Source organism: Pedobacter sp. PACM 27299, from assembly GCF_001412655.1.
GTDB lineage: Bacteria > Bacteroidota > Bacteroidia > Sphingobacteriales > Sphingobacteriaceae > Pedobacter.
In genome coordinates, this window is the sequence record NZ_CP012996.1 from 5240533 (window position 1) to 5253629 (window position 13097).

Consider the following 13097-nt stretch of genomic DNA (forward strand, 5'->3'; position numbering starts at 1 on the left):
GCAAAAGCTATCGGTATTCCCATATACACGAACCATATTCTATGGCCCACAAACAGTGACATATTATTGAAAGAAGTTATTATGAAGAACAAACAACAGTTTATTGCTCTTGAAAGCTTCGGATGATTAGTATTACTCGACTTTGATGTCACCACCTTTACATCTGTAACCTATCAACGTAGTAGTCTGCTACGGTCCTATATGGAATTCTCATCTCGTGGCTAGTTTCGCACTTAGATGCTTTCAGCGCTTATCTATTCCCAACGTAGCTACTCTGCAATGCCCCTGGCGGAACAACAGATTCACTAGAGGTTAGTCCAACCCGGTCCTCTCGTACTAAGGTCAGCCCCACTCAAAATTCCTACGCCCACAACAGATAGGGACCGAACTGTCTCGCGACGTTCTGAACCCAGCTCGCGTGCCACTTTAATCGGCGAACAGCCGAACCCTTGGGACCTTCTCCAGCCCCAGGATGTGACGAGCCGACATCGAGGTGCCAAACCTCCCCGTCGATATGAGCTCTTGGGGGAGATCAGCCTGTTATCCCCAGCGTACCTTTTATCCTTTGAGCGATGGCCCTTCCATGCAGAACCACCGGATCACTATATCCGTCTTTCGACCCTGCTCGGCTTGTCTGCCTCACAGTCAAGCAAGCTTATGCTATTGCACTCCTCATACGGTTACCAAGCGTATTGAGCTTACCTTTGAAAGCCTCCGTTACCTTTTTGGAGGCGACCACCCCAGTCAAACTACCCATCAAACAATGTCCCCCCGAAAGGGGTTAGACACCGAATACAAAAAGGGTGGTATTTCAACGTTGACTCCACAACACCTAGCGATGCCGCTTCACAGTCTCCCACCTATCCTACACATCTTGTATCCAATGTCAATGTTAAATTGTAGTGAAGGTGCATGGGGTCTTTCCGTCCCGTTGCGGGTACCCGGCGTCTTCACCGGGACCACAATTTCACCGAGCTCATGGCTGAGACAGCGCCCAGATCGTTACACCATTCGTGCAGGTCGGAACTTACCCGACAAGGAATTTCGCTACCTTAGGACCGTTATAGTTACGGCCGCCGTTTACTGGGGCTTCGATTCAATGCTTCTCCTTTAACAGATGACATCCCCTCTTAACCTTCCAGCACCGGGCAGGTGTCAGGCCTTATACTTCATCTTTCGATTTTGCAAAGCCATGTGTTTTTGTTAAACAGTCGCCTGGGCCTTTTCACTGCGGCTGATATTGCTACCAGCGCCCCTTCTCCCGAAGTTACAGGGCCATTTTGCCGAGTTCCTTAGCCATGATTCACTCGAGCACCTTAGAATTCTCTTCCCGGATACCTGTGTCGGTTTGCGGTACGGGTTTTTATAACCTGAAGCTTAGCGGTTTTTCTTGGAAGTCTGATTACCTGCGCTATCTACGCCCCCGAAGGTTTGCAGTACTATCGGGTTTCAGCTAGGTCTGCGGATTTGCCTACAGTCCTAATACCTACGCCCTTTAACGATCTATTCCGTCAGATCGCGGCAGTGTCACTACTCCGTCCCCACATCGCAGTTATAAAAAGTACTGGAATATTAACCAGTTGTCCATCGAATTTCCCCTTCGGGTTCTCCTTAGGCCCCGACTAACCCTGATCCGATTAGCGTTGATCAGGAAACCTTATCCTTTCGGTGGGCGGGTTTCTCTCCCGCCTTATCGTTACTTATGCCTACATTTGCTTTTCCAGAAGCTCCACCACAACTTACGTCATAACTTCGCTGCCGCTGGAATGCTCCCCTACCGTAATATTTAATATTACCCATAGCTTCGGTGTATAGTTTAATGCCCGTTTATTATCCATGCCCGATCGCTCGACTAGTGAGCTGTTACGCACTCTTTAAATGAATGGCTGCTTCCAAGCCAACATCCTAGCTGTCTATGCAATCGGACCTCGTTAGTTCAACTTAACTATAACTTGGGGACCTTAGCTGATGGTCTGGGTTCTTTCCCTCTCGGCCCGTGACCTTAGCACCCCGGGCCTCACTGCAGTGTATATTATATAGCATTCGGAGTTTGTCTGGATTTGGTAGGATTTGACTCCCCCGCACCCAATCAGTAGCTCTACCTCTATATAACTTAACCACCACGCTGTTCCTAAAAACATTTCGGGGAGTACGAGCTATTTCCCAGTTTGATTAGCCTTTCACCCCTACCCACAGATCATCCGGAAACTTTTCAACGTTTATCGGTTCGGTCCTCCAGTACGTGTTACCGCACCTTCAACCTGTCCATGGGTAGATCACAAGGTTTCGCGTCTACCTCCCCTGACTATACGCCCTATTCAGACTCGCTTTCGCTGCGGCTGCGTGTCTTAAACACTTAACCTTGCCAGAGAAGAGTAACTCGTAGGCTCATTATGCAAAAGGCACGCCGTCACGCCACCTGGACGCTCCGACCGCTTGTAAGCACACAGTTTCAGGTTCTATTTCACTCCCCTGTTCGGGGTTCTTTTCACCTTTCCCTCACGGTACTGGTTCACTATCGGTCTCTCAGGAGTATTTAGCCTTACCGGATGGTGCCGGCAGATTCCCACAAGGCGTCTCCGACCTCGCGGTACTCAGGATACTACTAGACTAATGTTACTTACGTGTACGAGGCTCTCACTCTATATTGCCAGGCTTCCCATCCTGTTCCACTTCATTTCATTAATGCCATATCGTAGTCCTACAACCCCAGCTATGCCGTAACATAACTGGTTTGGGCTCTTTCCCGTTCGCTCGCCACTACTTAGGAAATCATTATTATTTTCTCTTCCTCTGCTTACTTAGATGTTTCAGTTCGGCAGGTTTGCGTACATTGTACGACTAGTCTTCAACTAGCCAGGTTTCCCCATTCGGAAATCTCCGGATTAATTCATATTTGCTAATACCCGAAGCTTATCGCAGCTTATCACGTCCTTCATCGCCTCTGAGAGCCAAGGCATCCCCTGTGTGCTCTTATTTACTTTCTTCTCTCCATAGCCTTTTGCGCCTATGGAAATGCTTTTTTTGATTGTCGTTATCTTATCGGTTTGTCGTAATTACTTACTCTATCCCTAAAAGCTAACAACGTCTCTATTGTTGTTTGCTCTTCTTTATTAACTTCTTCCAATATGTCAAAGAACTTTAGTTCCCCTAATTGCCTACTGGCAACTATATTTATGGCCTCTCGTATTTAGACCGGGTAATGTGGAGAATAACGGAGTCGAACCGTTGACCTCCTGCGTGCAAGGCAGGCGCTCTAGCCAGCTGAGCTAATCCCCCTTAGAATATATTTGTAGTCCCGAGCAGATTTGAACTGCTGACCCCTACATTATCAGTGTAGTGCTCTAACCAACTGAGCTACGGGACTAGGTTAAATTCAGCTTCGGTAATTGTTCTGAGGTGTCTCATTCACAATCCCTGTAGCCTCATCCACTCCCTCGCTTAGTCAGAAACACTTATGATGCTTCATTCTATGGGTTTTTCTTTTGAGATTTTATTGTCATTTATATCATTTACGTAGCGAGTAGTCTGAACTACTCCAGAAAGGAGGTATTCCAGCCGCACCTTCCGGTACGGCTACCTTGTTACGACTTAGCCCCAGTTATCGGTTTTACCCTAGGACGCTCCTTGCGGTTACATACTTTAGGTACCCCCAACTTCCATGGCTTGACGGGCGGTGTGTACAAGGCCCGGGAACGTATTCACCGCGTCATTGCTGATACGCGATTACTAGCGAATCCAACTTCAAGAGGTCGAGTTGCAGACCTCTATCCGAACTGTGAATGGCTTTTTGAGATTTGCTTGCTGTTGCCAGCTTGCTGCCCTCTGTACCATCCATTGTAGCACGTGTGTAGCCCCGGACGTAAGGGCCATGATGACTTGACGTCGTCCCCTCCTTCCTCTCTGTTTGCACAGGCAGTCTGTTTAGAGTCCCCACCTTAACGTGCTGGCAACTAAACATAGGGGTTGCGCTCGTTGCGGGACTTAACCCAACACCTCACGGCACGAGCTGACGACAGCCATGCAGCACCTAGTTTCGTGTGATTGCTCACTCATCTATCTCTAAATGATTCACTAACTTTCAAGCCCGGGTAAGGTTCCTCGCGTATCATCGAATTAAACCACATGCTCCTCCGCTTGTGCGGGCCCCCGTCAATTCCTTTGAGTTTCAATCTTGCGACCGTACTCCCCAGGTGGAATACTTAACGCTTTCGCTTAGCCGCTAACTGTGTATCGCTAACAGCGAGTATTCATCGTTTAGGGCGTGGACTACCAGGGTATCTAATCCTGTTTGATCCCCACGCTTTCGTGCCTCAGCGTCAATGACACCATAGTAAGCTGCCTTCGCAATCGGTGTTCTGTGACATATCTATGCATTTCACCGCTACTTGTCACATTCCGCCTACCTCTAGTGTATTCAAGCTCATCAGTATCAAGGGCACTGCGATGGTTGAGCCACCGTCTTTCACCCCTGACTTAATAAGCCGCCTACGCACCCTTTAAACCCAATAAATCCGGATAACGCTTGGATCCTCCGTATTACCGCGGCTGCTGGCACGGAGTTAGCCGATCCTTATTCCTTCGGTACATTCAGCTACTTACACGTAAGTAGGTTTATTCCCGAATAAAAGCAGTTTACGACCCAGAGGGCTGTCTTCCTGCACGCGGCATGGCTGGTTCAGAGTTGCCTCCATTGACCAATATTCCTTACTGCTGCCTCCCGTAGGAGTCTGGTCCGTGTCTCAGTACCAGTGTGGGGGGTCATCCTCTCAGATCCCCTAGTCATCGTGGTCTTGGTGAGCCGTTACCTCGCCAACTAACTAATGACACGCATGCCCATCTCAATCCTATAAATATTTGATCATTAGATAATGCTATCCTGTGATTTTATGCGGTGTTAATCCGAATTTCTTCGGGCTATCCCCCTGATTGAGGTAGGTTGCATACGCGTTACGCACCCGTGCGCCACTTTCCCGAGAAGCAAGCCTCTCGGTATCGTTCGACTTGCATGTATTAGGCCTGCCGCTAGCGTTCATCCTGAGCCAGGATCAAACTCTCCATTGTAAAATGTTTTGTTTGAACGCTGACCATTCTTAACTTGTTAATAATAGTCTTTATTCTTTTTTGTATTGTCTGTCAGTTTCTGACTCGAAATAATAGCTTTGGTTTTCATGTACTTTGAAACTGTACTATCTGTACCTCGCTACGTTTATAAATGACATCTCTTTAATGAACTTCTCGAATCACCTCACGGATCTTCTTTATATGTTGCAATCGAATTTCGATTGTTTCAGTCTTTTTTGTTTTGTTATCAAACTCCGTTTGGTAACCCCCCGTTTTTGTTGGGACTGCAAAGGTAGAAATCTTTTTGTTATTGTCAAGTTTTATTTGAAAAATAAATCTTTTTGTTTTTCTGGTGGTTAAACCGGCAAAACCGACTTTAACGAACTCCTACTGCAATCTTTCAAATCTTCTCTCTGTATCTCTTTCACTCAAACCCTTCCTCCGAAGCGGGATGCAAAAGTAGGAAAATTAACCGGCTCTGCAAACAATATTACCCTTATAATTGTATCGCAAAGCTAACTACATGAATTACAGAGTGAAATAATAACGTAGAATTAACACAAAAGTTAACATAGTGCTTGAAAAATGAAACAAACGTTCGGATCCCGCTTTGAAAGCCAATATATAATGGCACTGTTATTCAATAAGCCATAGCAAATAGTAGTTTAGTAGTAAAAGAAAATAGAAATCTTCTAAAGATTTAGAGAAGAAAGAAAAGAATCACCTTAAAGCTAATCCACAAAACAACTGATCCGACCTACCTCTTTACTCAGAAAGAATCCTGTAGAGCTCTAAATTCAGGTAATAATTAGCACCCTGTATGGTTCTTTTCTCTAAAATCTCTAGACCGGTCAGCTGATCCAGATACTTCCTCGCTGTATTCTCAGCATATAAGCCCATCGACGTAAAATGTTTTACCCTGGTATATGGTTGACTAAACAAAGCAGACACCAAAGATTCAGGTCTAAGTATATTTCCTTCTTCAATAACTGCAGACAAAATAGCCTCTTGCGCAGAAATAATATCATTAATCTTATGATAAGTCAGGTCAGAGGTGATCTCTATTGCTTTTAGCATATACAATAGCCAATTTTTCCAGTTCCCTCTCTGACTAATTCCAGACAATCCTGCATAATAATCTTCCTTATGCTTCATGATATAACTACTTAAAAACAAAATCGGATAATCCAATAACCTCTTATTTGTCAGATAATGAATATTGAAGATTCTACCAGTACGTCCATTTCCATCCCTAAAAGGGTGAATTGCCTCAAATTGAAAATGAGCAATTGCCATCTTGATCAGAGGGTCAATAGGGTATTTCAAATCATCATTTAAAAAATCAATCAGATTGTCCAGTTTTCCTTCTATAACTCCCTTCCCTCTCGGTGGTGTATAAGATGCCTTTCCAGCATTTGGCCCAGTTCCTGATTCTTTTATGTAAATTTGGGCTATGGGCGTCCGAATTCCATCGCTAAACTGGCTAACTACCTGGTACATTTTTATAAAATATGCTTTATCAAATTGCCCGCTGATTTTCAGATGATCATAGCCTAGCCATAATGCTTCCCTATAATTAAGAATTTCTTTTGTAGGACCATCTGATTGTTTTGCTTCATCTTCACTATAGGCTTTATAAAGTTCATCATCTGTAGTAAAGATATTTTCAATTGCACTTGAAGCTTTTGCTTCCTGTAAACTGATAGAATTTATTAGCAAAGCCTGATTAGGTATAGCAATGCTCCGCCCCTGCAGCCTGCCTATCGCTGCCTTTGCCTCACCAAGCTGTTTATAAATCTCCAAATCTTCGTATAGGTTTTTGTCTATTGGCAGATCTGGTAAATCATTCCAGGGTTTATTACGATCAGCATTTATTTTATAGGCCATATTCAAATATACACAAATATCATAGTATACCTTAAAATTTACATATTTTAAGGTATACTATGATATTGACCTTAAAAAAAAGTCTTGGTACTTAACTAACCTTAACTTTTTGATTTTTTAAGGTTAACTCCAATTCTAGCCTTAAAATGATGTAGCGGATTATTAGAAACGTATTGAGCATCACTTTTGTGATTAACCCAAATGGCTGTAATTAAAAAAAACTATCGCCAGCAGCGTATATTATTATATTCTATGTAATGATTAGACGATCGGGCTAAAGTATCTGCCAGAGATTGGCTTAGTTATGAAATTACAGCTGTACAGCTATGGAACCTTCATCAACAGAAAAAAAGGTGGTATACAAGAAAAGCCTGTAGTTTCCTACAGGCTTCCTTTAAGATTTGGCACCGACCTACTCTCCCACGTGTTACCGCAGTACCATCGGCTCTGGCGGGCTTGACTTCTCTGTTCGGAATGGGAAGAGGTAGACACCGCCGATATAGGCACCTAAATATTTTTATTGTTTGCTTTTCCGTATCAGGTATCCTTAGCAAAAGCTATCGGTATTCCCATATACACGAACCATATTCTATGGCCCACAAACAGTGACATATTATTGAAAGAAGTTATTATGAAGAACAAACAACAGTTTATTGCTCTTGAAAGCTTCGGATGATTAGTATTACTCGACTTTGATGTCACCACCTTTACATCTGTAACCTATCAACGTAGTAGTCTGCTACGGTCCTATATGGAATTCTCATCTCGTGGCTAGTTTCGCACTTAGATGCTTTCAGCGCTTATCTATTCCCAACGTAGCTACTCTGCAATGCCCCTGGCGGAACAACAGATTCACTAGAGGTTAGTCCAACCCGGTCCTCTCGTACTAAGGTCAGCCCCACTCAAAATTCCTACGCCCACAACAGATAGGGACCGAACTGTCTCGCGACGTTCTGAACCCAGCTCGCGTGCCACTTTAATCGGCGAACAGCCGAACCCTTGGGACCTTCTCCAGCCCCAGGATGTGACGAGCCGACATCGAGGTGCCAAACCTCCCCGTCGATATGAGCTCTTGGGGGAGATCAGCCTGTTATCCCCAGCGTACCTTTTATCCTTTGAGCGATGGCCCTTCCATGCAGAACCACCGGATCACTATATCCGTCTTTCGACCCTGCTCGGCTTGTCTGCCTCACAGTCAAGCAAGCTTATGCTATTGCACTCCTCATACGGTTACCAAGCGTATTGAGCTTACCTTTGAAAGCCTCCGTTACCTTTTTGGAGGCGACCACCCCAGTCAAACTACCCATCAAACAATGTCCCCCCGAAAGGGGTTAGACACCGAATACAAAAAGGGTGGTATTTCAACGTTGACTCCACAACACCTAGCGATGCCGCTTCACAGTCTCCCACCTATCCTACACATCTTGTATCCAATGTCAATGTTAAATTGTAGTGAAGGTGCATGGGGTCTTTCCGTCCCGTTGCGGGTACCCGGCGTCTTCACCGGGACCACAATTTCACCGAGCTCATGGCTGAGACAGCGCCCAGATCGTTACACCATTCGTGCAGGTCGGAACTTACCCGACAAGGAATTTCGCTACCTTAGGACCGTTATAGTTACGGCCGCCGTTTACTGGGGCTTCGATTCAATGCTTCTCCTTTAACAGATGACATCCCCTCTTAACCTTCCAGCACCGGGCAGGTGTCAGGCCTTATACTTCATCTTTCGATTTTGCAAAGCCATGTGTTTTTGTTAAACAGTCGCCTGGGCCTTTTCACTGCGGCTGATATTGCTACCAGCGCCCCTTCTCCCGAAGTTACAGGGCCATTTTGCCGAGTTCCTTAGCCATGATTCACTCGAGCACCTTAGAATTCTCTTCCCGGATACCTGTGTCGGTTTGCGGTACGGGTTTTTATAACCTGAAGCTTAGCGGTTTTTCTTGGAAGTCTGATTACCTGCGCTATCTACGCCCCCGAAGGTTTGCAGTACTATCGGGTTTCAGCTAGGTCTGCGGATTTGCCTACAGTCCTAATACCTACGCCCTTTAACGATCTATTCCGTCAGATCGCGGCAGTGTCACTACTCCGTCCCCACATCGCAGTTATAAAAAGTACTGGAATATTAACCAGTTGTCCATCGAATTTCCCCTTCGGGTTCTCCTTAGGCCCCGACTAACCCTGATCCGATTAGCGTTGATCAGGAAACCTTATCCTTTCGGTGGGCGGGTTTCTCTCCCGCCTTATCGTTACTTATGCCTACATTTGCTTTTCCAGAAGCTCCACCACAACTTACGTCATAACTTCGCTGCCGCTGGAATGCTCCCCTACCGTAATATTTAATATTACCCATAGCTTCGGTGTATAGTTTAATGCCCGTTTATTATCCATGCCCGATCGCTCGACTAGTGAGCTGTTACGCACTCTTTAAATGAATGGCTGCTTCCAAGCCAACATCCTAGCTGTCTATGCAATCGGACCTCGTTAGTTCAACTTAACTATAACTTGGGGACCTTAGCTGATGGTCTGGGTTCTTTCCCTCTCGGCCCGTGACCTTAGCACCCCGGGCCTCACTGCAGTGTATATTATATAGCATTCGGAGTTTGTCTGGATTTGGTAGGATTTGACTCCCCCGCACCCAATCAGTAGCTCTACCTCTATATAACTTAACCACCACGCTGTTCCTAAAAACATTTCGGGGAGTACGAGCTATTTCCCAGTTTGATTAGCCTTTCACCCCTACCCACAGATCATCCGGAAACTTTTCAACGTTTATCGGTTCGGTCCTCCAGTACGTGTTACCGCACCTTCAACCTGTCCATGGGTAGATCACAAGGTTTCGCGTCTACCTCCCCTGACTATACGCCCTATTCAGACTCGCTTTCGCTGCGGCTGCGTGTCTTAAACACTTAACCTTGCCAGAGAAGAGTAACTCGTAGGCTCATTATGCAAAAGGCACGCCGTCACGCCACCTGGACGCTCCGACCGCTTGTAAGCACACAGTTTCAGGTTCTATTTCACTCCCCTGTTCGGGGTTCTTTTCACCTTTCCCTCACGGTACTGGTTCACTATCGGTCTCTCAGGAGTATTTAGCCTTACCGGATGGTGCCGGCAGATTCCCACAAGGCGTCTCCGACCTCGCGGTACTCAGGATACTACTAGACTAATGTTACTTACGTGTACGAGGCTCTCACTCTATATTGCCAGGCTTCCCATCCTGTTCCACTTCATTTCATTAATGCCATATCGTAGTCCTACAACCCCAGCTATGCCGTAACATAACTGGTTTGGGCTCTTTCCCGTTCGCTCGCCACTACTTAGGAAATCATTATTATTTTCTCTTCCTCTGCTTACTTAGATGTTTCAGTTCGGCAGGTTTGCGTACATTGTACGACTAGTCTTCAACTAGCCAGGTTTCCCCATTCGGAAATCTCCGGATTAATTCATATTTGCTAATACCCGAAGCTTATCGCAGCTTATCACGTCCTTCATCGCCTCTGAGAGCCAAGGCATCCCCTGTGTGCTCTTATTTACTTTCTTCTCTCCATAGCCTTTTGCGCCTATGGAAATGCTTTTTTTGATTGTCGTTATCTTATCGGTTTGTCGTAATTACTTACTCTATCCCTAAAAGCTAACAACGTCTCTATTGTTGTTTGCTCTTCTTTATTAACTTCTTCCAATATGTCAAAGAACTTTAGTTCCCCTAATTGCCTACTGGCAACTATATTTATGGCCTCTCGTATTTAGACCGGGTAATGTGGAGAATAACGGAGTCGAACCGTTGACCTCCTGCGTGCAAGGCAGGCGCTCTAGCCAGCTGAGCTAATCCCCCTTAGAATATATTTGTAGTCCCGAGCAGATTTGAACTGCTGACCCCTACATTATCAGTGTAGTGCTCTAACCAACTGAGCTACGGGACTAGGTTAAATTCAGCTTCGGTAATTGTTCTGAGGTGTCTCATTCACAATCCCTGTAGCCTCATCCACTCCCTCGCTTAGTCAGAAACACTTATGATGCTTCATTCTATGGGTTTTTCTTTTGAGATTTTATTGTCATTTATATCATTTACGTAGCGAGTAGTCTGAACTACTCCAGAAAGGAGGTATTCCAGCCGCACCTTCCGGTACGGCTACCTTGTTACGACTTAGCCCCAGTTATCGGTTTTACCCTAGGACGCTCCTTGCGGTTACATACTTTAGGTACCCCCAACTTCCATGGCTTGACGGGCGGTGTGTACAAGGCCCGGGAACGTATTCACCGCGTCATTGCTGATACGCGATTACTAGCGAATCCAACTTCAAGAGGTCGAGTTGCAGACCTCTATCCGAACTGTGAATGGCTTTTTGAGATTTGCTTGCTGTTGCCAGCTTGCTGCCCTCTGTACCATCCATTGTAGCACGTGTGTAGCCCCGGACGTAAGGGCCATGATGACTTGACGTCGTCCCCTCCTTCCTCTCTGTTTGCACAGGCAGTCTGTTTAGAGTCCCCACCTTAACGTGCTGGCAACTAAACATAGGGGTTGCGCTCGTTGCGGGACTTAACCCAACACCTCACGGCACGAGCTGACGACAGCCATGCAGCACCTAGTTTCGTGTGATTGCTCACTCATCTATCTCTAAATGATTCACTAACTTTCAAGCCCGGGTAAGGTTCCTCGCGTATCATCGAATTAAACCACATGCTCCTCCGCTTGTGCGGGCCCCCGTCAATTCCTTTGAGTTTCAATCTTGCGACCGTACTCCCCAGGTGGAATACTTAACGCTTTCGCTTAGCCGCTAACTGTGTATCGCTAACAGCGAGTATTCATCGTTTAGGGCGTGGACTACCAGGGTATCTAATCCTGTTTGATCCCCACGCTTTCGTGCCTCAGCGTCAATGACACCATAGTAAGCTGCCTTCGCAATCGGTGTTCTGTGACATATCTATGCATTTCACCGCTACTTGTCACATTCCGCCTACCTCTAGTGTATTCAAGCTCATCAGTATCAAGGGCACTGCGATGGTTGAGCCACCGTCTTTCACCCCTGACTTAATAAGCCGCCTACGCACCCTTTAAACCCAATAAATCCGGATAACGCTTGGATCCTCCGTATTACCGCGGCTGCTGGCACGGAGTTAGCCGATCCTTATTCCTTCGGTACATTCAGCTACTTACACGTAAGTAGGTTTATTCCCGAATAAAAGCAGTTTACGACCCAGAGGGCTGTCTTCCTGCACGCGGCATGGCTGGTTCAGAGTTGCCTCCATTGACCAATATTCCTTACTGCTGCCTCCCGTAGGAGTCTGGTCCGTGTCTCAGTACCAGTGTGGGGGGTCATCCTCTCAGATCCCCTAGTCATCGTGGTCTTGGTGAGCCGTTACCTCGCCAACTAACTAATGACACGCATGCCCATCTCAATCCTATAAATATTTGATCATTAGATAATGCTATCCTGTGATTTTATGCGGTGTTAATCCGAATTTCTTCGGGCTATCCCCCTGATTGAGGTAGGTTGCATACGCGTTACGCACCCGTGCGCCACTTTCCCGAGAAGCAAGCCTCTCGGTATCGTTCGACTTGCATGTATTAGGCCTGCCGCTAGCGTTCATCCTGAGCCAGGATCAAACTCTCCATTGTAAAATGTTTTGTTTGAACGCTGACCATTCTTAACTTGTTAATAATAGTCTTTATTCTTTTTTGTATTGTCTGTCAGTTTCTGACTCGAAATAATAGCTTTGGTTTTCATGTACTTTGAAACTGTACTATCTGTACCTCGCTACGTTTATAAATGACATCTCTTTAATGAACTTCTCGAATCACCTCACGGATCTTCTTTATATGTTGCAATCGAATTTCGATTGTTTCAGTCTTTTTTGTTTTGTTATCAAACTCCGTTTGGTAACCCCCCGTTTTTGTTGGGACTGCAAAGGTAGAAATCTTTTTGTTATTGTCAAGCTTTATTTGAAAAATAAATCTTTTTGTTTTTCTGGTGGTTAAACCGGCAAAACCGACTTTAACGAACTCCTACTGCAATCTTTCAAATCTTCTCTCTGTATCTCTTTCACTCAAACCCTTCCTCCGAAGCGGGATGCAAAAGTAGGAAAATTAACCGGCTCTGCAAACAATATTACCCTTATAATTGTATCGCAAAGCTAACTACATGAATTAC

1 protein-coding gene, 4 tRNA genes and 5 rRNA genes are annotated in these 13097 nt (G+C 45.6%); all 10 read right to left on the minus strand.

The genetic code is table 11. The annotated features are described in order from the left end of the window. Window positions 1-107: 107 nt before the first annotated feature. Window positions 108-2987: ribosomal RNA gene (locus tag AQ505_RS22020) — 23S ribosomal RNA — on the minus strand. 218 nt (window positions 2988-3205) lie between these two features. Beyond that, window positions 3206-3279 (minus strand) — tRNA-Ala (locus AQ505_RS22025). Window positions 3280-3293: 14 nt separating this feature from the next. Next, window positions 3294-3367, minus strand: a tRNA-Ile gene (locus AQ505_RS22030). 175 nt (window positions 3368-3542) lie between these two features. Then, window positions 3543-5064: ribosomal RNA gene (locus AQ505_RS22035) — 16S ribosomal RNA — on the minus strand. The 16S and 23S rRNA genes sit together here with 2 tRNA genes alongside, the layout of an rRNA operon. Before the next feature lie 765 nt (window positions 5065-5829). Then, window positions 5830-6951, minus strand: a complete 1122-nt coding sequence (locus AQ505_RS22040) for a Fic family protein (RefSeq protein ID WP_062550165.1) — start codon at window positions 6949-6951, stop codon at window positions 5830-5832. Between the two features lie 399 nt (window positions 6952-7350). After that, window positions 7351-7462: ribosomal RNA gene (gene rrf, locus AQ505_RS22045) — 5S ribosomal RNA — on the minus strand. Between the two features lie 146 nt (window positions 7463-7608). Further along, window positions 7609-10488: ribosomal RNA gene (locus tag AQ505_RS22050) — 23S ribosomal RNA — on the minus strand. A 218-nt stretch (window positions 10489-10706) separates the two neighbouring features. After that, window positions 10707-10780 (minus strand) — tRNA-Ala (locus AQ505_RS22055). Window positions 10781-10794: 14 nt separating this feature from the next. Next, window positions 10795-10868 (minus strand) — tRNA-Ile (locus AQ505_RS22060). Window positions 10869-11043: 175 nt separating this feature from the next. Next, a 16S ribosomal RNA gene (locus AQ505_RS22065) occupies window positions 11044-12565 on the minus strand. Window positions 12566-13097 lie beyond the last annotated feature (532 nt).

Excerpts from the sequence above, each read along its gene's own strand:
- AQ505_RS22040 (WP_062550165.1), bottom strand. The coding sequence starts at position 6,951 with ATGGCCTATAAAATAAATGCTGATCGTAATAAACCCTGGAATGATTTA.